The organism is Dyadobacter flavalbus (assembly GCF_006149045.1).
Taxonomy (GTDB): Bacteria; Bacteroidota; Bacteroidia; order Cytophagales; family Spirosomataceae; genus Dyadobacter; species Dyadobacter flavalbus.
In genome coordinates, this window is the sequence record NZ_VBSN01000027.1 from 308,976 (window position 1) to 333,844 (window position 24,869).

20 protein-coding genes are annotated in these 24,869 nt (G+C 45.3%); 11 read left to right on the forward strand and 9 right to left on the reverse strand.

The genetic code is table 11. From position 1 onward, the window contains the following. Positions 1 to 42: 42 nt before the first annotated feature. On the forward strand, positions 43 to 381 hold the full coding sequence (locus FEM33_RS06620) for a single-stranded DNA-binding protein (RefSeq protein ID WP_139011289.1): 339 nt from the start codon (positions 43 to 45) through the stop codon (positions 379 to 381). Between the two features lie 353 nt (positions 382 to 734). Here FEM33_RS06620 and FEM33_RS06625 read toward each other — a convergent pair whose 3' ends face one another. Further along, positions 735 to 2,222: a xylulokinase gene (locus tag FEM33_RS06625; protein ID WP_139011290.1), complete on the reverse strand. Its 1,488-nt coding sequence runs from the start codon at positions 2,220 to 2,222 to the stop codon at positions 735 to 737. Between the two features lie 290 nt (positions 2,223 to 2,512). On the opposite strand from FEM33_RS06625, the gene FEM33_RS06630 reads away from it, so the two are divergent. The 3 genes from FEM33_RS06630 (at position 2,513) to FEM33_RS06640 (ending at position 5,526) form a co-directional block, all read left to right on the forward strand. Next, entirely contained in the window at positions 2,513 to 3,976 is a 1,464-nt protein-coding gene (locus FEM33_RS06630; RefSeq protein WP_139011291.1) for a M20/M25/M40 family metallo-hydrolase, read from the forward strand. Between the two features lie 44 nt (positions 3,977 to 4,020). Next, a complete protein-coding gene (gene ispE, locus FEM33_RS06635) occupies positions 4,021 to 4,830 on the forward strand; it encodes a 4-(cytidine 5'-diphospho)-2-C-methyl-D-erythritol kinase (RefSeq protein WP_139011292.1) in 810 nt (269 codons plus the stop codon). Positions 4,831 to 4,914: 84 nt separating this feature from the next. After that, positions 4,915 to 5,526, forward strand: a complete 612-nt coding sequence (locus FEM33_RS06640; RefSeq protein ID WP_139011293.1) for a cytochrome c oxidase subunit 3 — start codon at positions 4,915 to 4,917, stop codon at positions 5,524 to 5,526. Between the two features lie 62 nt (positions 5,527 to 5,588). On the opposite strand, the gene FEM33_RS06645 is transcribed toward FEM33_RS06640, so the two are convergent. The 4 genes from FEM33_RS06645 to ettA form a co-directional block, all read right to left on the reverse strand. Next, positions 5,589 to 7,139 (reverse strand): OmpA family protein, encoded by a 1,551-nt coding sequence (locus tag FEM33_RS06645; protein ID WP_229214120.1) that lies wholly within the window; start codon positions 7,137 to 7,139, stop codon positions 5,589 to 5,591. A gap of 79 nt (positions 7,140 to 7,218) precedes the next feature. Further along, a complete protein-coding gene (locus FEM33_RS06650) occupies positions 7,219 to 7,815 on the reverse strand; it encodes an LOG family protein (RefSeq protein WP_139011295.1) in 597 nt (198 codons plus the stop codon). 35 nt (positions 7,816 to 7,850) lie between these two features. Beyond that, on the reverse strand, positions 7,851 to 9,236 hold the full coding sequence (locus FEM33_RS06655; protein ID WP_139011296.1) for a UDP-N-acetylmuramate--L-alanine ligase: 1,386 nt from the start codon (positions 9,234 to 9,236) through the stop codon (positions 7,851 to 7,853). Between the two features lie 170 nt (positions 9,237 to 9,406). Then, on the reverse strand, positions 9,407 to 11,074 hold the full coding sequence (ettA, locus tag FEM33_RS06660) for an energy-dependent translational throttle protein EttA (RefSeq protein ID WP_138283593.1): 1,668 nt from the start codon (positions 11,072 to 11,074) through the stop codon (positions 9,407 to 9,409). Positions 11,075 to 11,144: 70 nt separating this feature from the next. Here ettA and FEM33_RS06665 point away from each other — a divergent pair, with 70 nt between their 5' ends. Further along, positions 11,145 to 12,425 carry a DUF349 domain-containing protein gene (locus FEM33_RS06665; protein ID WP_139011297.1) on the forward strand — a complete coding sequence of 427 codons (1,281 nt, stop codon included), beginning with the start codon at positions 11,145 to 11,147 and terminating at the stop codon, positions 12,423 to 12,425. A gap of 3 nt (positions 12,426 to 12,428) precedes the next feature. Here the strand turns inward: FEM33_RS06665 and FEM33_RS06670 are convergent, their stop codons facing one another. After that, positions 12,429 to 13,460, reverse strand: a complete 1,032-nt coding sequence (locus FEM33_RS06670; protein ID WP_139011298.1) for a LacI family DNA-binding transcriptional regulator — start codon at positions 13,458 to 13,460, stop codon at positions 12,429 to 12,431. Positions 13,461 to 13,740: 280 nt separating this feature from the next. Here FEM33_RS06670 and FEM33_RS06675 point away from each other — a divergent pair, with 280 nt between their 5' ends. From FEM33_RS06675 to FEM33_RS06695, 5 genes are all read left to right on the forward strand, one after another. Further along, entirely contained in the window at positions 13,741 to 14,352 is a 612-nt protein-coding gene (locus tag FEM33_RS06675; RefSeq protein WP_139011299.1) for an RNA polymerase sigma-70 factor, read from the forward strand. A 175-nt stretch (positions 14,353 to 14,527) separates the two neighbouring features. After that, positions 14,528 to 15,718, forward strand: a complete 1,191-nt coding sequence (gene uxuA / locus FEM33_RS06680) for a mannonate dehydratase (protein ID WP_139011300.1) — start codon at positions 14,528 to 14,530, stop codon at positions 15,716 to 15,718. A 27-nt stretch (positions 15,719 to 15,745) separates the two neighbouring features. After that, positions 15,746 to 17,173, forward strand: a complete 1,428-nt coding sequence (gene uxaC / locus FEM33_RS06685; protein WP_139011792.1) for a glucuronate isomerase — start codon at positions 15,746 to 15,748, stop codon at positions 17,171 to 17,173. Positions 17,174 to 17,321: 148 nt separating this feature from the next. Continuing rightward, a complete protein-coding gene (locus FEM33_RS06690) occupies positions 17,322 to 18,317 on the forward strand; it encodes a sugar kinase (protein ID WP_139011301.1) in 996 nt (331 codons plus the stop codon). 63 nt (positions 18,318 to 18,380) lie between these two features. Further along, on the forward strand, positions 18,381 to 19,046 hold the full coding sequence (locus tag FEM33_RS06695; RefSeq protein WP_139011302.1) for a bifunctional 4-hydroxy-2-oxoglutarate aldolase/2-dehydro-3-deoxy-phosphogluconate aldolase: 666 nt from the start codon (positions 18,381 to 18,383) through the stop codon (positions 19,044 to 19,046). 88 nt (positions 19,047 to 19,134) lie between these two features. On the opposite strand, the gene FEM33_RS06700 is transcribed toward FEM33_RS06695, so the two are convergent. Then, complete coding sequence (locus tag FEM33_RS06700; RefSeq protein ID WP_201747713.1) at positions 19,135 to 19,680, reverse strand: RNA 2'-phosphotransferase; 546 nt, start codon at positions 19,678 to 19,680, stop codon at positions 19,135 to 19,137. 221 nt (positions 19,681 to 19,901) lie between these two features. Between FEM33_RS06700 and FEM33_RS06705 the strand changes: the two genes are divergently transcribed. Then, positions 19,902 to 20,621 carry a DUF3784 domain-containing protein gene (locus FEM33_RS06705; protein ID WP_139011303.1) on the forward strand — a complete coding sequence of 240 codons (720 nt, stop codon included), beginning with the start codon at positions 19,902 to 19,904 and terminating at the stop codon, positions 20,619 to 20,621. A 5-nt stretch (positions 20,622 to 20,626) separates the two neighbouring features. On the opposite strand, the gene FEM33_RS06710 is transcribed toward FEM33_RS06705, so the two are convergent. After that, entirely contained in the window at positions 20,627 to 22,138 is a 1,512-nt protein-coding gene (locus FEM33_RS06710; RefSeq protein WP_139011304.1) for a tagaturonate reductase, read from the reverse strand. 120 nt (positions 22,139 to 22,258) lie between these two features. Continuing rightward, positions 22,259 to 24,775 (reverse strand): endopeptidase La, encoded by a 2,517-nt coding sequence (gene lon / locus FEM33_RS06715; protein WP_139011305.1) that lies wholly within the window; start codon positions 24,773 to 24,775, stop codon positions 22,259 to 22,261. Positions 24,776 to 24,869 lie beyond the last annotated feature (94 nt).

Consider the following 24,869-nt stretch of genomic DNA (forward strand, 5'->3'; position numbering starts at 1 on the left):
AAACGGATTAAAACAAACATTCATCATAAGTCTTTTATAAACATGAACACAGTGAAACTAATCGGAAACGTTGGCCGGGAAATTAATGTAAAGGAATTTGAAGGCGGAAAAGTGGCTACTTTCTCCCTAGCTACCAATGAAACCTACATCAACAGAAACAAGGAAGAAGTAAAAAATACGGCATGGCATTCGATTGTAGCATGGGGCCAGCTTGCGCAGCGCTGCGAAACGTTACTTGAAAAGGGGAAAATGATTGCGGTCGAAGGGCGTCTTAATTACCGTCAGTACCAGAACAAGGAAGATCAGACGGTAAAAGTAGCTGAAATTGTTGCATTCAGAATTGAGGAAATTGTCAGAGAACAACAGGAAATGAGGGCCTGATCTGATCTGGCGGCAACATTGGACCGGATAAAAAAGCAACTGATCAGAAGCATGCCGCTTGTATGTAAAAACCAGACAAACAGCATGCTTCTGATATAGGCTCAGACTAACAGTTAATGTATTATAAAATAATCGCAATCGCTTAAAATCAACTGAAGTCCTTGGCCTTGGTAATTTGCTTTGTATGCAAATTCTGGCTTTATGAAAGCTTTTAGCCACTATCCATCAGCGACAGCCATCAGCTGCTCGAATGCACATATACGGGTAATAACCAATAGCTAAATCCATTTGCCGAAACAATCCATTTTTTTATTTTCCGGCAGTCAACAGCTATCAGCTAAAAGCAAGAACATTCAGGCCAGGTTCTTTGCAAGTGCCAGTTTCCAGTTTTCATATGCTTCCTGTGTTGTTTCCTGCAGTATCGGATCCGGTTCAATGGTTTTGACAGCCGATAAACCTGTAAAAGCTTCATTCCGGTTCTTGTAATATCCAAGTCCGAAACCGGCTGCGCGTGCTGCCCCTTGTGCGCCGTCTGTATTGTAAAGCTCAACCGTTGCACCTGAAATATTGGCAAATGTTTCCCGGAATACGGGACTTAAAAACATGTTTGCTTCTCCGGCGCGTATACGCTTCAGAGCAACACCGACTGTTTCCATGATTTCCATTCCATAAAACAATGCAAACACAATGCCTTCCTGCGAAGCGCGTGCCCAGTGGCTTAATCCATGACGGCTGAAATGCAGTCCTTTAAAACTGCTGCCCGGATCCTGATTTTCCAGCATGCGTTCTGCGCCGTTTCCGAAAGGAAGACAAAGCAGCCCGGCTGAGCCGACCGGTGACTGTGCTGCAAGATGATTGATTTCAGGGTAAGACAAGTTTCCGCTTAATAACGCGTTTCGCATCCATCCGTTCAGGCTTCCGGTTCCGTTCACACAAAGCAGAACACCGTAACGCGCAGCTTCTGATAATGGATTTACATGTAAAAAAGTATTGACTCTGGATTTCGGGTCAAACTTGATCTGATCACTTACGCCGTAAACAACCCCGGAAGTTCCGGCCGTTGCAGCTACTTCACCGGGTTCCAGAACATTCAGTGAAAAAGCATTGTTTGGCTGGTCTCCGGCTCTGTAAGTAACGGGTATTCCGGCACGTAATCCAAGTTCAGCAGCAGCAGTTACTGTTACAAAGCCCTGTTCACTGAATGTCGGCAGAACTTCCGGCAGGATCTGCGGGTCAAACCCGAAATGGCTGAACAGGAAATCTGCCGGTCTTTTATTGATATAGTCCCAGAAAATGCCTTCGGAAAGTCCGGACGGCGTTGTTACAATATGGCCTGTCATTCTGGCTGCAAGGTAATCACCTGGAAGCATGAACTTGTGCACTTTTGCATACACTTCCGGTTCATTCTGCTTTACCCATCCCAGTTTGGAGGCTGTAAAGTTCCCCGGTGAATTCAGCAAATGCGGTAAAATGTATTCTTCTCCCAATGCTTCCATAGCCTGATTGCCGACTTCCACTGCACGGCTGTCGCACCAGATAATGGAAGGACGCAGTACATTCATATCTTTATCAACTACAACAAGGCCATGCATCTGGTACGAAATCCCGATCGCACCGACTTCTTCCGGAGCAACTGAAGACTTATTCATGACAGCCTGTGATGCCAGGCAGGCATTTTCCCACCATAATTCCGGCTGCTGTTCGGCAAATCCGGGTTTTGGAGCGGAAATGGTCATTTCCCTTTCAGGATAAAAGGCAGAAGCGACGACTGAGCCGGAATCTGCGTGAATCAAACAAGCTTTAACTGACGAACTGCCTAAATCAAATCCAAGGAAATACATTTTGAAATGCTTTAATTGTTTAAATATAAGTGCTGAAAAGTACAAAATTGATCAAATAATTTCATAAAAAATATTGTTAAGTGTAATATTTACACTTATCTGACTTTCAGAAATCTGTCAAATTTGAGTTTATTTTTCTCCCGCCATTTTCTTGTAGAAAAGATTCTGTATTTTAATTAACACATTGAAACCTTTGGAATCATTTTAGGACCTAATTTGTGTTTATCTTGCAGTAACTTCCATATAGTTTTCAAAAATTAATAAGTAACACGCGTCCTTAATCGGGTATTATGAAAAAAGTTGTACAAATCTTTTTATTTAGTGGATTTATTGTTTTGTTCGCCGGGTTCCGTGTCAGTGATAAAAATTGGGAAAAGCAATTTTCAAGAATAGATAACGAAGTCAGAAAGAACAGCAAAGCTTACGCCACGCTGGGCGAAGCAACCAAAAGCATCGGGCACCGCCTGACGGGAAGTGTCAACGGAGAACATGCAGAAGATTATGCATTCAAGCTCCTTAAAAGTTACGGGTTTAAAGATGTCGTTTTTCAGCCTTTTGAAGTGGAGGCATGGATGCGCGATACGGTAACTTTGTCCGTTGCACCCGGCAGCAGCGATAATTTCCGGGAAGTTCCTGTTGTTTCACTGGCGCACTCTCCGGTAGAATCCAATCTTCAGGGTGAAATCGTAGACGTTGGCAATGGTCTGGAAGAAGATTTCGAGGCCGCAAAGGAGATGGTAAAGGGCAAAGTTGTACTCGCCAATATCAATCTTGTCGGCGTTACGGACAGGAAAAATCTGCACAGATCAGAAAAGACAGCATTGGCTATTAAATATGGTGCAACCGGCGTGATTATGGTCAACGGTGCCCCGGGCAAAATCCTGCTGACCGGAACGGCTTCCGTAACAGGTGCAATCATTTCCATTCCTGCCGTTTGTATTTCCAACGAAAGCGGCGCAGAGCTCAGAAAATGGCTGAAAGAAGAAGGCCCGCTGGAAGCACATATCAACATGCATAACATTTCGAAGCCCATCAAGGCCAGAAATGTCATTGCAACGCTGAAAGGAAAATCAAACGAAAAAGTTATTATCGGAGGCCATCTGGATTCGTGGGACCTGGCGACAGGCGCTATTGACAACGGAATCGGTTCTTTTGCCGTTCTGGACATTGCAAGAACGTTTAAAGCATTGAAAGTAAAACCGGAGCGCACGATCCAGTTTGTGTTGTTCATGGGAGAGGAGCAGGGCCTTCTGGGATCCAAGCATTTTGTGAATGAACTGAAAAAATCAGGGGAAATTGACAAGGTAAGTTACATGATGAACCTTGATATGACCAACGATCCGAAAGGTGTGAATGCTTTTGGAAGAACGGAAATGAACGAATTCTTTACAAGCGTTGGCAATGCCATTCATCAGGTTGATCAGAGTTTTAAAAATGAAGCAGCGAACCGCGCCGGGCTTCATAGTGACCATCAGCCATTTATGCTGGAAGGCGTTCCGATTGCCGGTCTGTCGGGGCATCTTGACCCGGAAGTTCTTCAGTGCTATCATGCAGATTGTGATGATTTTAGTCTGGTGAACAAGGAGCAGTTTGAAAATACGGTCCGGATTGCTTCCATGTATCTGTATGCACTTTCCAATACGGACAAGCTGGCTGTCAAAAAGCTTTCGGACGAGAAGACGCGTGATTTCCTGATTTCGCAAGGGCTGAAAGAGGAACTTGTAATTGGTCAGGAATGGCGCTGGGAGCAGTAGTTTTTATTTAAAACCTCTAAATTGCAGTCAAAATCTTGACTGCAATGATTGTATTTCCAAATGCAAAAATCAACATTGGCCTGAACATTGTTGAGAAAAGACCGGACGGTTACCATAATATTGAATCCTGCTTTTACCCGGTCGGTTGGTCGGATGCGCTGGAGATTACGGTAGCCGATCATTTTGATTTTCAGTCTGACGGAATTGCCATTCCTGGAAACAATGCGGATAATCTTTGTGTGAAGGCATATAACATGCTTGCAGCGGATTATGCGCTGCCGCCCGTTCAGATGCACTTGTTGAAAGCCGTTCCGATCGGTGCAGGGCTGGGCGGCGGTTCATCGGACGCCGCTTTTGCCATTAAAGCTTTGGATCAGCAGTTTAACCTCAAAATTTCTTTTGAAAAACAACTGGATTACGCACGTAGATTAGGAAGCGATTGTGCTTTTTTCATTCTTAACAAACCGGCATATTGTTTTGAAAAAGGGGACCGGTTTGAGGAAATTGATCTGAAACTGCAGGGAAAATGGATTGTGATGGTAAATCCGGGCATACATATTTCAACAATTGAAGCCTATGCAGGAATAAATCCGCAACCTGGCCGTTCAGATTTACGTAATGTATTGCAACAGCCCGTATCAAAGTGGAAAGATCAGGTTAAAAATGATTTTGAAGCAACGCTTTTCTTAAAATATCCTCTTTTACAAAAGATTAAAGACGATTTATACGAATCCGGTGCAGCTTACGCAGCCATGAGCGGCTCCGGCTCAACACTTTACGGGATTTTTGAGAAGGAAAAAGATTTAGAAAAACATTTTAGTAAATTTAAAGTCTGGCAAGGTTTTCTAAGCTGAAATGGCGCTCTGGCCAGGTGAAAGCAGAACAAAGTTAGAAAAATGGCCAGTTGTTTAAACTTGCTTAAAAACGGAAATAAAAAAATGAGCTTAAAACCTACAACTAAAACAAAGGAAAATCCTTTTACAAAGCGGCGTGAGCCTCTTGGCTTCATGCTTTGGCTGGGCGTTGCGGGCAGCTCACTTCTGTTTACTTCTATTTTCATCATTTTCCTTGTCCGCATGCACAAGGAAATCGGCCATCTGATTGTACTTCCCGATATGTTCTGGCTGAGTACGCTGGTGATTTTATTCAGCAGTATCACGCTGCATGAAGCCAATCTTGCCTTTGTAAACGAGCGGTTTCTGCATTACCGCGTTTTTCTGGGCATAACGCTGCTTTTAGGCATAACGTTTATTTTATTACAGGCCGGCGGCTGGGCGGAAATGATTAATTCAGGTGTTTTTAACAACGCCAATACTTCTGCCGGTTTTATATATCTGCTTACGGGACTGCACCTTATTCACATTGCGGCCGGTGTAATTTATCTGCTTCACCTGTTCCGCAAAGCCATTAAAAACAGATCTTATGTGGATTCGTTCGTATACAGCGTAAATCCTCCCAACCGACTGCGTATCAAGCTGCTTACGCGTTACTGGCATTTTACCGGTGCGCTCTGGCTTGTCGTTTTTCTTTTTATTATTATTATTTACTGAGGTTTCCGGCTTTTGATTTCGGGTTACTGAAATAACAGATCATTGATCGGTATTTACTTGACTTATTTTTTCAGAATCTTGAATTCCACACGCCGGTTGCGCTGCTGGCCTTCGGGTGTATCATTTTTGGCTACAGGAACCGTTTCACCATAACCTTTGCTGGCCACGCGGTCGGGTTCAATGCCTTTTCCAATCAGATATTCCCTTACCGAATCTGCACGGTCCTGAGAAAGTTTCAGGTTGAATTCGTCGCTGCCGGTATTATCCGTATGTCCGCCCAGCTCGATGGTCAGCGTTTTATTTTCTGTCATGGAAAGCGCAATGCGGTTCAGTTCCGGAAATGACTCGCTGTTTAACGTGGATTTTCCTGTTGCAAAGAAAATATTGTTGAGCCTTACAATCTGGCCTTCTTCAATCGGGATCAGTTTAAGCGATTTGTTCGCAATCTCCTTGAATCCTTTTTCCCCGTTGTTTGTTGAGTCCGTCAGGTCAATGTTTTCTCCTTCCGCAATAAAATCCGGCGCAACGGCCCGCCAGCTGTATTTCTGGCCATAAGGGAGTACAATTTTGTATTCTCCGGTAGCCGGGTTGGTCGTTGCAGTTCCAACTTCTTCACCGTCCGCCAGGTTTTCATAAATAATGGTTGCTTCCACAGGCTTTCCTGTTTTGGAGTTGATCACTTTTCCGCTGACCATCACAACGGGATCAGCAGTTGGAACGCTGGCAACCGGTGCTTCGGTAGAATCCTCCGGGGCCGGTTTCGGGCTGAGATTGTAACGGACAACATCGCCTTTTCCCTCGGTTTCTTTAAACGAAGTCATATAAGCATAATCGCCCAGTGCAGAAATCGTGTAATAAGCGTCATATCCGTCCGAATTGATGGCCGGGCCGAGATTAACGGGCTTGCTCCATCTTTTCCATGTTTTATCAATCCGCTTGCTGAAATAAATGTCATTGCTTCCCAATCCGCCTTTACGGTCGCTTGAAAAATAAATCGTTACGCCGTCCGGCGCCAGAAAAGGCGTTGTTTCGGTAAATTCTTCGGTATTGATTTCCGGACCGAGATTCAGCGGTTTCGTCCATGTTCCGTCTTTCTGTTTGAAACTGACATACATATCATCGACCTTGCTGTTCTTTTTTTCACTAAAAGACATCACCAGCACTTTTCCATCGGTTGAAAGGTACCCACAGTCAAACTGGCCTTTGCTGATTTTGGAATAGCCCGGAATATCCAGTTTGTTGGGCGCGCCCCAGCCGCGCGACGTTTTTTTACTCGTCGAAAATCCTCTGGTTTCATAAACTCCGTTCTTGTACGCACCTTTAAGCAAAAGCGTATTTCCATCCGGCGTAATGCTGTAAAGGCTGTTATAATCCTCTTTGTTGAGCGGAGGCGGAAGCCGGCGGGCCGGAGTCCATTTGTCGTTTTTAAGCTCCGAAAACCAGATATCCTGGCTTCCTTTGGCTCCATGCGTATTCTGCGGATGGCTGATCCTTGAAAAATAGATCGTTTTCCCGTCCGGAGAAATGATCGGGCTTATTTCATTGAATTCCGTATTTACTGTTTTTCCCAGATTTTCCAGCTGCGCATAAACGCGTGCAGAAAGGAGAAACATACAAGTTAAAAGTAATGAAATACGCATTGCTTTGGAAGAGTATTTTAGTGTGGAGAAGCGGCTGTCAATGCTTCGTTAATTATTTATTGTCTATGTATAACGAGTTATCCAGCGGCTTATTTTCCGGACTTGCAAGTCGGAAAGCTTCCATTTTTTCCAGCAGTGTTACCGGATCAGCAGCCACGACCAGAAGATCACGGTTTGCTGCGTGCAAAAATCCTTCTTCAACCATTTTGTCCAGTTGCAGAAGCAGCAAATCGTAATAGCCGTTTATGTTCAGCAAGCCGACCGGGCCATTAAAAATACGCAGCTGCGACCAGGTAAGAATTTCAAACAGTTCATCAAACGTGCCGTATCCGCCCGGAAGCGCTATGACACCGTCGGATAAAGAAACCATTTTAGCTTTGCGCTCGTGCATGGTATCCACAAAATGAAGCTCGGTCAGAGTCTTGTGCGCTACTTCCAGCTTGGCCAGAAAATTGGGTATAATGCCCGTAACCGAGCCGTTGTTGACCATGGCGCCGTCTGCAACGCGTCCCATCAAGCCCATGTTTCCGCCTCCGTAAACAAGTTTTATATTTCTTCTGGCAAGTTCTTCACCAAGTGCATACGCGGATTCTGCATAAACCGGCTTGTTTCCGTGGTTTGAACCACAATATACTACAATAGATTGCATGAAATGCTTGTTTGAAGTGGAATATAGGGCATATATCAGAATGCAAGAATTTCTTCGGAAAGTTTTTTCAGATCTGTATCGCCGAATGTGCCTGAACTCATCATCAGCAAATTGGCATTTTCCCATTTGAGAGATTTAAGAAAATCGGTCAGTTCTGCCGAGTCTGTAAATACTTTCAGGTCATCTCTTTTAAAAGCTGCCCGGATTTCTTCTTCGGTAATGGATTCAAGCCGTTTGTGTTCCAGTGTCTGAGGATTGTAATAAACAACCGCGATATCGGCAGCATTCAGCTTTCTGCGGTATTGTTTTAAAAATGTCTTGTTCAAACTGCTGAACGTATGCAGTTCCGCGCAGGCAATCAAAGTCCGTTCCGGAAACTGCTCTTTCAACGCACCTGTTGTCGCCTCCACTTTGGAAGGCGCATGCGCAAAGTCGCGGTAAATATTCACAGTAGCTTTGCTGCCGAGCAGTTCCAGCCTTTTGGAAGCGCCTTTGAAAGTTTGTATAGCCGAGTAAAATTCTTCATCCGTAATGCCGAGGCGTTCACAAACGGCCCGTGCACCGCTGATGTTTTTCATATTATGGTTCCCGAAAACAAGAACCGGCACTTCACCGAGTTCGGCTGTAACAAGAATTGTCTTGCCGTCAACAACTTTATAAGGGTGCGCGTTATAGGAAGTACTGACTACATCCGGCCGTTCTTTCCGTCCGATTACGTCCAGCATATCGTCTGTTTCATCAAAAATGATGGCTCCCGCTTTCGGAAGCGAATCGGCCAGCAGTTCAAACTGCTTCACATAAGATTCCCACGTCGGGAACACATTGTAATGATCCCATGCAATGCCGCTGATGAGTGCAATATGCGGTTGATAATGCATGAATTTCGGCGTCGGGTCTAGCGGAGAAGTAAAATATTCGTCGCCTTCAATCACGATCAAAGGTGCATTTTCCGATAATTTCACCATGTTGTCAAATCCTTCGATCTGAGCGCCCACCAGATAATTAAACACACGGTTGTTGTAGTTCAGTACGTGGAGGATCATGGAAGTAATTGTCGTTTTTCCATGACTTCCGGCTATCACCACGCGCTGTTTATGCTGGCTTTGTTCAAAAATATATTCCGGATAGGAATAAACCTTGATTCCGAGTTCTCTGGCTTTTGCAAGTTCCGGATTATCCTGGCGTGCATGCATTCCAAGGATTACCGCTTCCAGATCGGCCGTTATTTTTTCAGGAAACCATCCGGTAATGGCCGGAAGAAGATCATACTTGGCAAGGCGGCCGGCAGAAGGCTCATAAATTTCATCATCGGAGCCGCTGACCAGAAACCCTTTCAGATGAAGTTCAATGGCAAGGTTATGCATGACGCTGCCGCCAATAGAAATGAAATGTATTTTATGCAAAGATGAAATCTGACCCATTTATAAAGTTTAGCTGTTTCCGGGCGAAAGTTAGCAAGAATTGATCTTTAGGCAAATTACGCGGTACCCGCTTTTGATATTGTCGGGCTTGTATAAAGAATAAAGGGATATGAAACCAAATGCGCCGGTATATGCATACAGGCGCATTTGACAAAAATTCTTTTGACGGCTTATGCCAGTTTTTTGTACTTGATTCTTTTCGGGGTTGCATCCGTTCCAAGTCTTTTCCGGCGGTTTTCTTCGTATTCCGAAAAGTTGCCTTCAAACCAGTAAACCTGCGAATCGCCTTCAAATGCCAGTATATGTGTAGCTACGCGGTCCAGAAACCAGCGGTCGTGGGAAATAATGACGGCACATCCGGCAAAGTTTTCCAGACCTTCTTCCAGAGCACGTAAGGTATTTATATCCAGATCGTTCGTAGGCTCATCCAGCAAAAGCAGATTGCCGCCTTCTTTCAGCGTCATGGCCAGATGCACACGGTTCCGTTCTCCGCCCGAAAGCGTTCCTACTTTTTTCTCCTGATCTCCGCCGCCGAAATTAAACCGGCTTACATAAGCCCTTGCGTTGGATTGCTTTCCGCCGATCATGATCCAGTCGTTGCCGTCTGCAATGCTTTGGTAAACGGTTTTGACCGGATCTAGGTTGTCGTGTTCCTGATCCACATAGGCAAGTTCGACCGTTTCACCTACATCAAAATGACCCGTAAGTGGTTTGAGCTGTCCGGTTATCAGTTTGAAGAGCGTTGTTTTCCCTGCTCCGTTCGGACCGATAATTCCGACGATGCCGTTGGGCGGCAAGGCAAAACTCAGATTTTCATACAACAGCCGGTCGCCGAATCCCATGGAAACGTTATGCGCTTCAATAACCTTGCTGCCAAGCCTCGGGCCGGCCGGGATAAAGATTTCCAGTTTTTCCTCTTTCTCTCTTGCTTCTTCACCCAGAAGCCGCTCGTAAGCACCAAGGCGTGCCTTGGATTTTGCCTGCCTGCCTTTTGTGCCCATGCGAACCCATTCCAGCTCACGTGCAAGTGTTTTCTGGCGTTTTGATTCGGTTTTTTCTTCTTTTTTCAGGCGTTCCTGTTTCTGTTCCAGCCATGAAGTATAATTTCCTTTCCACGGAATGCCTTCGCCGCGGTCGAGTTCCAGAATCCAGCCTGCAACGTTATCCAGAAAGTAACGGTCGTGCGTAACGGCAATAACGGTTCCTTTGTATTGTCTCAAATGTTCTTCCAGCCAGAGTACCGACTCGGCATCCAGGTGGTTTGTAGGCTCGTCCAGAAGCAGTACGTCAGGCTGGCGCAAAAGCAGCCGGCACAATGCAACCCTGCGCTTTTCACCGCCCGATAAAGTTGACACCAGCGCATCCGACGGCGGGCAGCGAAGCGCGTCCATGGCTACTTCCAGACGGTTGTCCAGGTTCCATGCATCGGCAGAATCCAGTTTTTCCTGCACTTCCCCCTGGCGTTCAAGCAATTTATCAAAGTCAGCATCCTCTTCTCCGAATGCTTCGTTTATCTGATCAAATTCTTTTAAAAGATTAACAATTTCCTGAACGCCTTCTTCCACTACTTCCCTTACCGTTTTGGAAGGATCCAGCTTCGGTTCCTGTTCCAGCATGCCTACAGAGTAGCCGGGCGAGAATACAACTTCGCCCTGAATATCCTTGTCAATGCCGGCTATAACGCGTAAAAGTGTAGATTTACCTGAGCCGTTCAAACCTAGAACCCCGATTTTTGCACCATAAAAAAAGGATAAATAAATGTTCTTGATAATATGCCGGTTGGGAGGAATGATTTTGTTAACCCCCGACATTGAGAAAATAATGGTTTCGTTACTCATTTTTTAGTTAATTTGTGCGTAACAAATATCGTTATATATCCCTACACTTAGCAGATAAAAAATTGAAAGAATGGAAAATGCCACATTGAATGATGAATACGGCTACGTTAAAGACAGCAAGGTATTTTTAAAGGGGTATTTGAATTTCCCCGACCGGCAAATTGGAGAAGTAAAGAGAACAGAGCAGGAAGCGATCGATTATTTTAAAAATCGCTTTAACATTGTTCTGAACAAAGTGGAACAACTGGAACAGGAAATTGATGAGGCGCTTAACAAAGGTTCTTATCTGACCAAGCTGATCCAGCTGCAACGTAAGCTGACCGGCTTTGATGCACTCGGGGATTTTGTCCCTCTGCTGCGCCGGCTGGAAGAAAAAGAAGAATATCTGAAAGGCTTGATAGAAGTCAATCAGCTGAAAAACCTTGAAATCAAGCGGGCACTGATTGAAGACGTGAAAGTGGCGGCAGCCATTCAGGATTATACCGTTGCAACGGACCAGATACAGGAAATAAAAGCAAAATGGATCCGTACGGGCCCGGTCGAAAAGGAATATCAGGAAGAAGTGGAAACTACTTTTCAGCAAATCCTGGACGATTTCTTCCAGCGCCGCCGTGATTATTTCGATGAACAGAACAAAATAAACCAGCATCGTATCGAAGAATATGAAAAGCTGATCAAAATAACCAAGACGCTGAGCTACTCACGCGATCTGGATGATGCATACCAGAAAGCCAGGGAAATACGCAATGCCTGGAACAATGTCGGTGAAGTGCCTCCAAAACGTTTCTTCAAGGTAAACAAAGCGTACAGGCATTTTCTGAAACTGTTTTACGATAAGTATAACCTTGCCAAAGGCATTGAGCCAAAAGTACGTGTAGATCCGCGTATCCTGGAACAGCAGAAACTGCTGCAGCAAGCCGAACATCTTTTGCGGCAGCCTGATATCGTTGAAGCTTCGCAGGAAGCAAAAGTATTGCTGAGCAAGTGGAAAGAAATCAAGATTCCGTTCAAAATGGCGGACAAGGAACTTGCCGAGCGTTTCCGTATGGTCTGCGACAAGATTTTTGAACTAAGTTATCTTGCACGCGTCATCAGCAGAAAATATCCGGCATTTGAACTGAAAAGCCCGGAAGAGCAGCTCAGAACAAAATACCGCGAACTGGAATGGCTGGCCAAACGTGAAAAAAGCGATCTGGAATTTGCCATCCTTGAATTTGACCGGACAGCAACCGGCGATCCGGAACAGGACAAACAAGCCGCCGGAAGGATCAATATCCAGAAACGCAAAGTCCAGATGAAAGAAAAAATCCTGTCCGAATTTGAACGAAAACTGAAAACGATTACGGGATAACGCTCATAAGTTAATTTCTTTTAAAGAGGATTTGTTGATAACAAGATTAGACTGAAGTACCCTGGTTTCGAATGCAGCCGGGGTACTTTTGCTTTCAATCAGATCCAGCAAAAGGGAAGTAGCCTGCTGCCCCATTTCAAAAGACGGCTGCGTAACAGAGCTTACCGGAGGATCAAGCAGTGAGGACATGGCCAGGTCACAGAAACCCACCACGGCAACATCGTCGGGCATGCGGTAGCCCAGCTGGCGCAATGCCCAGTGGATGCCCATTGTAATCCGGTCGCTGGCCCCGAAAATCGCATCCGGCCTTTCGCGCAGCGCCATCAACTGATACGTCCGTTCCGTGCCGCCTGCCTGCGTAATTTCACTGTGCAAAACCCATTCTTCCTGAAATGCAATGCCGTATTTTTTAAGCGCATCCTTGTAGCCTTCCAGCCTGAAACGCGTGATGGAAACCGGCTTGGGCCCGGCAATGTGCGCAATGCGTCGGCAGCCTCTTTCAATAAGGTGGCTGGTTGCCTCAAAAGCACCTTTGTAATCATCTACCCGGACTTTATGCGTTTGCATGGCTTCACTTACGCGGTCAAAAAATACCACCGGAATTCCCTGCTCCTGCAATTGCACAAAATGATCAATGTTCTCGGACTGGCTGGAAATGGCCACTACCAGTCCGTCCACCCGGCGGGACGCAATGTGCCGCGATGCTGCAAGTTCCCTTTCCAGCAACTCGTGACTCTGATAAATCATTGTATGATAGCCGCGACTGTATGCAATATCTTCCACGCCTCCGATTGCAGAGGAATAAAAACGGTTTGCAATATCCGGCACGATGACGCCAATGGTCTGCGTGCGGTTTTTAAGCAGACTGATGGCAATCGGGTTCGGGTAATAATGAAGTTTTTCTGCCAGCTCGATCACCTTCTTTTTGGTGTCTTCACTGATTTCACTGCTGTCCCGGAGCGCGCGCGAGACCGTGGATTTACTGACATGGAGCTGCTTTGCAATTTCTTTGATTGTAACGGAAACTTTTTTCATCTGCTGTTATTGGAATATTGCAAATTTGACTTTTTACTTAAAAAAACGAAACCGGAACTGTTGTTGCACCAATTACTTTACAATCTCCGATGTTCCGGGAAAAATTGCAAAACGGGAACGGTTCCGGGAACGGTTGCGTAAATTTATAGCTTTTTTTCAAGATTAATTTTTGCGAATCAACGAATCTATGTTTAAACTAGATTCCATATGGACGCAATTACTCCTGCTTTCACCACTACATTTCCAGGAAATTTTCTATAATTAACTCATCCCAATCTTAATGGAAGCAACATCTTTTACCAGCTCATTGCCGCCTGTTTATACACAGAAAAACATCATGGAAATTTTGTTTGGCAAGGTCGTAACATCCGGGGATTACAATGCTTTTCGGGAGTTGTTTACCAATCATTACAGATCGCTTTGTAATTATGCCATGCGCGTTGTAGTCAGCCGTGAAATTGCGGAAGAAGTTGTTTCGGATGTATTTGTAAAACTCTGGAAAAATCGGGAGCAGATTGAAGTTCATACCTCTTTCCAGGCTTACATTTACAGGGCCGTACGCAATCAGGCGCTGGATTACCTGAAGCTTCGGATTCACCGGCAGCATGAGCGCGAATCGCTGGATTCGGTACAATGGAACACCATGCATGCAGATCATTTTTCACCTGTTGACGAACTTTCGTTCAACGAGTTTTTTGATCACGTGGAAGGCTGCATTCAGGCTTTGCCGCGGCAGTGCCAGATTATTTTCAGGCTGAGCCGGGAAGAAGGGCTTCGTTACCGTGATATTGCAGAAAAACTGGAAATTTCGGTCAAAACAGTAGAAACGCAAATGAGCCGGGCCCTGAAAGTACTGCGTGAACGCGTTCCGGAACACAGGCTGGTGGCGTAGAGCTGTTGGCTGTTGGCTGTTAGCTATTGGCTACTCGCAGCTAATTATTAGCTCTTAACTGACTTCTAACTATAAAATTTATAAATTAATAATTCTGATATAAAGGCGATTGCCAAAAGCTAGCGGCTAAAAGCTAACAGCTAGTCGCTAACAGCTAATCGCTAAAAGCAAAAATATGGCATTAGAACAAACATGGCGCTGGTTCGGGCCGAATGATCCCGTTTCATTGCAAGATATCCGTCAGGCCGGCGCAACAGGAATAGTAACGGCACTGCATCACATTCCCAATGGAGAAATCTGGGAAAAAACAGAAATCCTGACGCGCAAAGCCCTTATTGAGCAGGCCGGACTTACATGGTCCGTAGTGGAAAGCGTTCCGGTTCATGAAGCCATTAAAACAAGAACCGGAGATTGTGAAACTTACATTCTGAATTATCAGCAGACATTGCGCAATCTGGGTGAATGCGGCATAGATACGGTTTGCTACAACTTTATGCCCGTGCTCGACTGGACCAGAACAGACCTTGACGCGCCCATGAAAGACGGCTCCACAGGTTTAAGATTTGATGCCGCGCAGTTTGCAGCGTTTGATCTGTATATTCTGAAAAGGTCTGAAGCCGAGCATTTGTATACTTCCGAGCAGAAGCAAAAAGCGAAAAGCTGGCTGAATAACGCAACGGAGGAAAATGTCAATAAGCTTGTCAGAAACATCATTGCCGGACTGCCGGGCTCGGAAGAAAGTTTTACAATTGAGGAATTTAGAAAAGTGCTGGATACCTACCGGAATGTAGGCGATCTGGAACTGCGTACGCATTTGTACCAGTTTATTCAGGCCATTGCGCCGGTGGCTGCAGAAGCCGGTATCCGTCTGGCCATTCACCCGGATGATCCTCCGTATGCGATACTGGGGCTTCCGCGTGTCGTGAGTACTGAAAATGATGCCATGCTTTTACTCGAAGCTTTTGACCATACTGCAAATGGTATATGTTTCTGCACAGGATCTTACGGCGTACGTCCGGATAATGACCTGAGCGGAATGGTTGACCGGCTCGGAAACCGCATTCATTTCATTCATTTACGCGCAACAAAGAGAGAACACGACGGAAGTTTTTATGAAGCCGATCATCTGGACGGCGACGTGGATATGTACAGCGTGATGAAAGCATTACTGGCGGAGCAAAAGAAGAGAGCAGCCGAAGGAAGGGCCGATCTGAGGATGCCTTTCCGGCCCGATCACGGGCACCGCATGCTCGATGACCTTTCTGCAACCAAAATAACAAACCCCGGCTATACTGCGATCGGGCGGCTGCGCGGCCTTGCGGAATTGCGCGGTCTGGAATATGCAATAGAAAGAAGCGGGTTATAAACATCAAATCAATTGTGATTCAGCATGATGGAAACGACAGGCACAGCCGTACAAAAGACCTTTATTACAGACGATTTTCTGCTGCGTTCGGAAACGGCGCGTACGCTTTATCATGATTTTGCAAAGGAAATGCCGATCATTGATTACCACTGTCATCTTCCGCCGGACCAGATCGCCGAAAACAGGCAATTTGAGAACCTGACGCAAATCTGGCTTTACGGCGATCATTACAAATGGCGTGCAATGCGGGCCAATGGCGTAAATGAAAGGTATTGTACCGGAAATGCAAGCGACTGGGAAAAGTTTGAACAATGGGCTGCAACAGTGCCGTACACGATGCGCAACCCGCTGTATCACTGGACGCATCTTGAATTGCTGCGTTACTTTGGCATTGATATTCTGTTAAATAAAGATACAGCTAGAGAAATTTATGACGAATGTTCGGCCAAACTGAAACAGCCTGATTACTGCGTACAAAGCCTGCTGGACAAGATGAACGTGAAAGTTGTGTGTACGACGGACGACCCGACGGATTCGCTTGCATATCATCAGCAGATCAGCGGCAGCGGTTTCAACATCAAAGTGCTTCCTACTTTCAGGCCGGACAAAGCCATGCTGCTGATTGATTCACCGGATGCATTTCGGGAATATATCGCAAAGCTGGAAAACGCTGCCGGAACCGGGAAAATTGATTCTTACGAAAGTCTGCTGAATGCCTTGCGTAACCGACATGATTTTTTTGCTTCGTTGGGCGGCAAGCTTTCCGATCACGGTCTGAACCATATTTATGCAGATTTTGATGAAGAAGCGGCGAAGCAGGCCTTTCATTCAGCTGTAAATGGCGGGTTGCCGACCGAAGCGCAGCGGAACGCGTTCAAGTCTGTTTTGCTTTATGATCTTGCCAAACTGGATCATGAAAAATCATGGACACAGCAATTTCACCTCGGCGCACTCCGGAACAACAATTCGCGCATGCTCCGGGAACTGGGCCCGGATACAGGCTGGGATTCCATCGGCGATTACAGCCAGGCGGAGGCGTTGTCCGCATTTCTGAACAAACTGGATTCTACGGATCAGCTTGCCAAAACCATACTTTACAATCTTAATCCGGCCGATAATGAAGTAATTGCCACGATGACCGGAAATTACAATGACGGAACTGTTGCCGGAAAAATGCAGTTTGGCTCCGGCTGGTGGTTTCTGGACCAGAAAGACGGCATGGAGCGCCAGATCAATGCACTTTCCAACATGGGTTTGTTAAGCCGCTTTGTAGGAATGCTTACGGATTCGCGCAGCTTTTTATCTTACCCACGCCATGAGTATTTCCGTCGCATTCTTTGTAACCTCATCGGAAATGACGTTGAAAACGGCGAGTTGCCCAACGACATTCCGTGGCTCGGAAAGCTTGTCCAGGATATTTGCTATCATAATGCGCGCAATTACTTTGGATTCTGAAAGCGGTTTTTTGCTTTAAAAAACTTTATAAAAATAGCCCTGATGAATAATGAGGGCTATTTTTGATATAAAACGTTTACTTTTACAATTATTCAATTTTTCAGGTTACGGGTCAAATTTCTAATCTGCCCGGCCAATAGTTCAGGATATGGCTCAGATCGTTTCTTTTGGAGAAGTCCTTATGCGGCTTTCCACCCCTGGTTTTTCCCGCTTCGAGCAAGCACGCCAGCTTAATGTTACGTATGCCGGCGGTGAGGCAAATGTTTCCACGGCACTCGCTTACTGGGGGCATCATACGGCGCACGTCACGCGTTTCCCGGATTCTCCGATTGGCCGGGCGGCTGCGCAGTATCTTCATTTTCATGGTGTTGACATTTCGCATATTATTTATGGCGGGCCCAGAATGGCCGTTTATTTTCTGGAAACCGGCGCTGCCATGCGCGGAAGCCAGATTGTATACGACCGTGCCAATTCTTCACTGGCCGAAATTGACCCGAAGGAAATTGACTGGGATTCGATTTTGAAAGATGCCAAATGGTTTCACTGGGCCGGCATCACGCCTGCATTGTCGCAGGGAGCTGCCGACGCGCTTCTGGACGGGATCAAAGTAGCAAGAAAGTACGGGATAACAGTTTCTGGTGATATTTTTTACCGGGCCAATTTGTGGAAATACGGAAAAAAACCATCCGAAATTTTGCCTGAACTTACCGCCGGAACGGATATTGTGATCGCGAACGGTGAAAATATAAAAGAGATATTCGGCATCGAAGGAAACGATTTTGTTGAATCCAGCGTCAATTTACAAAAGGCTTATCCGCAGGTCAGTAGGGTTGTGGACACAAAAAGAACGTCTTTGAGCGCTTCGCACAACCTTTTACGCGCTTATATGTGGAACGGAACCGAACTGCTGGAAACCGCAGACATTGAAATCAATCCGATTATCGACAGGGTAGGCGGCGGGGATGCTTTCATTGCCGGTCTTATTCACGGCCTTATTTCTTTTGATGATCAGCAGAAAGCACTGGAATTCGGCGTTGCGGCTTCTGCATTGAAACATACGATTGAAGGTGACGCGCTGATCTCGACCGTTGCGGAAGTGGAAGCAATCCGACAAGGCGAAACTTCCGGAAGAATACGGCGGTAATTCGTTATAAGTCAGGAAAAGAGAAAGAAATTAACCTAAACATAAAATTAACAGCAAGTAATCATGGACAAGGATACCATATTGATACTTTTGAACGAAGTCGGGATTTTACCGCTGTTTTATCATGCTGACATTGAAGTTGCCAAAGAAGTAATCAATGCAAGTTACCGCGGCGGCGCAAGGGCGTTTGAGTTTACAAACCGCGGCGACAATGCCTATCATGTTTTTACTGAGCTGGTCGCGTACACAAAAGAAAGCCTGCCGGGCTTAGCCATGGGAATCGGGACTATTTATGATGTGGAAACAGCACAGAAATTCATTGAAGCCGGAGCTGATTTCATCGTTACACCTTGTCTGAACCCGGAAGTTGGCCGTGCATGCGCCATTGCAAATATTCCCTGGATTCCGGGTGTGTCTACGCTGACCGAAATTTACAATGCCCAGCAGGCAGGCGCAGTCGTTGTGAAATTGTTTCCGGGCGATGTAGTGGGTTCTGCCTTTATCAAAGCAATCCGCGGACCCATGCCAAAAGTAAAAATCATGGTTACAGGCGGCGTTCAGCCAACGCGTGAAAGCATTAGTGAATGGTTTGGAGCGGGTGCATATGCCGTTGGCCTGGGCTCCAATTTATTTCCGAAAGACGTTATTGCAGAAGCAAACTATCCGTGGATTGAGCAGAAAATTGCAGAAAGCATTGCATTGGTGAAGGAATTCCGCAGCAGTAACTGACATTAACCGGATTATTCCTTTGTTCAGATTCAGAAAGGTTATATAGGCTGGCTGAAGAAGACAGAAATATAATTTTACAGCCTGTTTGTCATCTCTTCAGGTATTCAGAAGGAACATGATCCGTCAGCCATACTCCGTTTTCAGACAAGTAAAAACTGTATTTGTCTGAAAACATTTTTCCTGCAAGTACTTCAAATACAAAAGGTTTTCCATGCCTTGAGCCAACTTTTACAGCTGTATCCATATCAGCACTCAGATGAACATGATGCCTTTCTCTTTTTAAAATACCCTTTTCCAGAATACTTGCTCTGAATTTTTCGGCTGTTCCGTGAAACAGGATTTCAGGCGGGATTTTAGCTTCATAGCCGAGATCAACTTCAACGGAATGTCCCTGATTTGCCCTGATCCTGTCAAAAGTATCATTGAAGGCAAAACGCTTTTTCGAGTTGGTTTCAACAATATGTTTCAGTATTTCAAGGTTCAAAGTCACATTTGCCTTGTTTACCTTTTCGATCAGTATTTTTACATCCGTCCAGCCATTTTCATCCAGTTCTATCCCGGCTGCTTCGGGCTTGTGGCGAAGGATCAGACTAAGAAATTTACTGATTGTGGTATTTTCTTTTTCACTGATCATTGGATTTGAAAACTGCATTGAAAAAATCGTGTACCGGTATGTTCAACGGAATAATCATGATTACTTATTTTTTATAAATATAACCATATCGCCAGTTCGGCTAACAGATTTTTGCCTATCTTTTACGGCGGTAGCGGAAAATTATGTAACTTTTATGCTGGAAACAGTAGGTTATAATTTAAGTTCCGATTGCAGAATCCAGAATTTTAAGCTGTAAATCAATGCTTGTTACCGCTATTTTTTTATCACTGGTCTTCATTTTACTGGGCAGTATCGTTACTGTCAATAATGCAAAGTACATCTTGTCCGGCTACAACACCATGTCCGAATCGGACAGGGCAAAGATGGACGTTGCCGCATACCTCCGGTTTTTTAAAAAGTTTCACCTGTTTCTCGGTATTTCACTTTTAACGGGATTTCTGATCCTGACACGCCTGAATCATAACTGGGCAAGTGCATTCATTATTCTGTATCCTTTGGTAGCTTATGCATTTCTGATTGCACGCGGAAATGTTTATTACCGCGGTACAAAAGGGCAGAAAGCAGGAACTTACGTCGGGATTGCAATCCTGCTTGTCATTGCCATCGGAACCGGAACAACACTTTTTTCCAGTTTCAGAAACAGTAAAATCCGGCTTGCCGATGATCACCTGATTATAGAAGGCATGTATGGTTTTAGAATAGAAAAAAGCCAGATTACGGAACTGAATCTGGCTAAGGATACTCCCAAAATTTCTGTCAAGACAAACGGTTTTGCAGCGGGAGATTATGCAAAAGGAAGTTTCAGAACAACAGACGGACGCAATATCAAGCTGTTTGTCAATAAGACGGTCAGTCCGTATTTACTCATCCGTACAAATTCTGAAGAAATATATTTCAGCTCGGACGAAGTATCTTCTGCCGAGATGTACCTGAGGATAAAGTATTGGACACGCGAGTAACCTGCTTATTCGCTTGATTCCTGATCAAAACCGGTTATCTTGATTTCCTCTACGGATTCTGCCATATTTTCTTTGACTGCATCTGCAAATCCCGGCAATAACGTAAGATCCGTATCCCAGAGCGAAGTATCGCTTAAAACCTGCTGTGCAAGATCAACCGGCGAAGCTGCATTCTTCCATTTTTCGTCAAAATAAGCAGCCGAATCACAGCGGATGAGATATAGTTTTCCGTCACGGTCGCCAAAATAACTGCCTTCTTTATGGAAAACAGGCTTCATAAATTTCAGATAAGCGGCAAATCCTCTGGCAAAAAGCTGCGGTGCCTTTTCGGATTTTTTGTAATGATGAAGCAAAGTCGGAATGTTGCGCATTTTCATCTTAGCCGTATACTGAACCGTAATATCAATCAGCTGATGGCGTATAAACGGATTTCTGAACCTGTCAAGCACCTGATTTCCAAATTCCAGCGCTCGGTTCAGATTCAGTTCATAAGGGATTGCAGGGGCAATTTCATTCAGCATCAGATTAGAAACGAAAGCGGAAGTTTCCGGGTCTGTCATGCTTTCACTTACCGTATCGTGCCCGTGCAGAAAATTTATTCCGGATGAAAGCGTATGCGTTCCGTTCAGCAAACGCAGTTTCAGCTCGCGGTAAAGATCAATGTTCGGTTCGATAATGACACCGTTATCGGCATCTGCAAAACGCAGTACCGAGCGTACATGCGCATCGCCTTCAATGGCCCATAAACGGTAAACTTCGGAGACGATCTGCAGTTCGTCGGTAAAACCCTGCCTTTGCGACAATGCATTTATTGTTTCGGAATCAGGCTTTCCCGGAACGATCCTGTCTACAAGTGAACTGCAGAAATGATTATGATTTTCCAGCCATTGAACAAATGTTTCTTCCAGATGGTGCCTTCTGGCAAGTTCCAGCACGATTGAGCGCAGTTTCAGGCCGTTATCAACGATAAGTTCCGTGGGAACAATCACCATTCCTGCGTCCGGAGCGCCTGCAAATGCCTTGTAGCGTTCATACAAATAGGCAGTCAGTTTTCCGGGAAAAGAAGCGGGCGGCAAAGCGAAAATGTCATCGTCTGTCAATTGAATCCCGACTTCTGTTGTATTTGAAATTACTATTTTCAGTTCAGGATTTCTCGCGCATTCCAGAATTTCCGTCCAGCTGCTGCTTGCCGCCAGTGTTCTGCTAATGGAACTGTTTATTACAAATTCATCTACATTACGACCGTTTTCAATTCCCCGTATGACATGTGAAAAAAGGCTTTTCTGCGTTTCAAATGCATCCGTACCGCCTTGATTTGTTGATTTTACAACGACGATCCGCCCGTTAAAAATCCCTTGCTGATTGGCTTTATTGACAAAATAATCGGGAAGTCCGCGCAACAGAACGCCGGTTCCAAACTGAATGATTTTTTCCGGTAAAGCAAGTAGTTTCCGGTGTTCGGGCAAAAGTTCCGGACGCTCGTCCAGTAATTCGGGTGAAAGCTGCGGTAAAGACATTTGAAAAAATGATAAGTTATGATTACTGACGAGATTAAAGAATTAAAACCCTTAAGCAAAAAAGACGCCAGATGGCGTCCTTTGCTTATGATATTGCATTTTTATTTACAGCCCGACGGATCAGACACCCAGCGAAACATACCCGCTCTCTTCTTTTTCCTTCTTTTCATCAGGAAAAATGAAATTGGTTGCATTTCTGACTTTTTCGGGCAAAAGCGCAATGCCCAGTACTTCATCAATCTGATCTACATAATGGAATGAGAGATCTTTGATATAGTTGGCAGGCACTTCTTCCACGTCTTTACGGTTTTTAACGCAAAGGATAATTTCCTTGACACCCGCACGGCGTGCTGCCAGTATTTTTTCTTTAACCCCGCCAACAGGAAGCACTTTACCTCTCAAGGTTATTTCACCCGTCATCGCAATGTAAGGTTTTACACGGCGCTGCGTAAAAATGGAAGCCATGGAAGTCACCATGGTTACACCCGCCGAAGGTCCGTCTTTCGGAACGGCACCTGCCGGAACATGCACATGCAGATCGTAGTGATTGAAAATCCTGTAATCAATTCCCAGACGGTCGGCATTGGCTTTCAGGTAAGATAAAGCGGCAACGGCAGATTCTTTCATCACATCGCCCAGCTGGCCGGATAAAGTAAGGTTTCCCTTGCCGCGGCTCAGACTTGTTTCAATAAAAAGAATTTCTCCTCCGACCGAAGTCCAGGCCAGACCTGTAACCACGCCTGCAAAATCGTTGTCCTGATATAAATCCTTGTCAAATATTTCTGCGCCCAGATATTTCTCGATCAGTTCCGGTTTTACCGTTTTAGGATAATCCTGCTCCATTGCAACGGATTTGGCAATCTTGCGTACAACCGTCCCGATTTTCTGTTCCAGGTTTCTCACGCCGGATTCACGCGTATAACCTTCAATAATGCGTAAAAGCGAAGTGTCGTCCAGTTTTATATCGCCGGATTTCAATCCATGGTCCTTGCGCTGCTTTGGAACCAGGTACCGTTTTGCAATTTGTAATTTTTCTTCAATCGTATAACCCGTCATTTCGATAATTTCCATCCGGTCGCGCAGAGCCGGATGAATGGTATCCAGTGAATTCGCCGTGGCTACGAACAGTACTTTTGAAAGGTCATACTCCACTTCAAGGTAATTATCCGTAAAGGAAGAGTTTTGCTCGGGATCGAGTACTTCCAGCAGTGCCGAAGAAGGATCGCCGCGGTAATCCGAACTTACTTTATCAATTTCATCCAGAATGAACACCGGATTGGCGGATCCCGCTTTCTTGATGTTCTGAATGATTTTGCCCGGCATGGCACCAATGTACGTTTTTCTGTGGCCGCGAATTTCAGCTTCATCATGCACACCGCCCAGCGCCATGCGGATGTATTCCCGGTTCAATGCCTTTGCTATGGATTTTCCCAGCGACGTTTTCCCGACGCCTGGAGGTCCGTACAGGCAAAGGATCGGTGCTTTCAGGTTGCCTTTCAGCTTCAGTACAGCGAGATACTCGATAATGCGCTCTTTTACTTTTTCCAGCCCGAAATGGTCTGCATCAAGAACTTTCTGCGCTCTTACAAGGTCAAAGTTATCTTTGGTATATTGTCCCCAAGGCAAATCGACAAGCGTTTCCAGATAATTCATCGTAACCGGATATTCCGGCGCCATCGGATTGATCCGCTGAAGTTTGTTCAGTTCCTTGTCAAAATGAACGCGAACGGCATCCGACCATTTTTTCTGGCTTGCTTTCAGGCGGATTTCGTCCAGATCACGTTCCGGGCTGTCCATTCCGAGTTCATCATGAAGGACTTTGATCTGCTGACGAAGAAAATAGTCGCGCTGCTGCTGGTCTATATCCGAGCTGGCCTTTGTCTGGATTTCTCTTTTCAGTTCCAACATTTCAATTTCCCGCATCATGAATTCAAGCAGAAGCGTAGCCTGCTTGTGGCCGACTCTTTCTTCCAGAAGCTTCTGTTTGTCTGCCACTTCCACATTGATGTTGGAAGAAAGAAAATGAATCAGAAAAACCGGACTTTCAATGTTATCAAGCGCAATCCTTGCTTCCTGCGGAATTTCGGGGTTCAACCGCATGATTTTATGCGCTCCGTCCCGCAAAGACTGCAGAAGTGCCTTTGATTCTTTTTTGGTAGAACCCGTAAAGGAATCTTCTATGGCGCGTACTTCGGCGGTAAGATAAGGTTCTTCGCTGATGATGTTCTTGATCTCGAAACGCTGTCTTCCCTGCACGATTATAGTCACATTGCCGTCAGGAAGTGTGATCATTTTCAGGATCTGCGCAACTGTTCCGACGTTATAAAGATCTTCCGCGGTAGGGTCTTCCTTATTGGGAACAGCCTGTGTTACAGCGCCGAGAATTCTAAGATTGATGTCAGAATTTCTGTATATTTTTTTTACCAGCCGAATGGCTTTCTGGCGAACAACGGTAACAGGAATCACCATTCCTGGAAAAAGTACTGTTTGCCTGATCGGCAATATAGCAAGTTCATTCGGGAGTTCAAGAGGCTCATCGGAGCCATCAGGGCCACCAAGAGGGACAATTTCAAGGCTATCCATATCCGAATCGGACATAAGCAGCCGACTATACAAGTCAGAAGGTTCAAATTTCATAGGCGTTCTGTCAAAATGACAGATAATCTTTTCCCAATATATAAATAATGACTTTCAAAAGAAAGAGAATATATAAACAAAATAGCTATGCCAC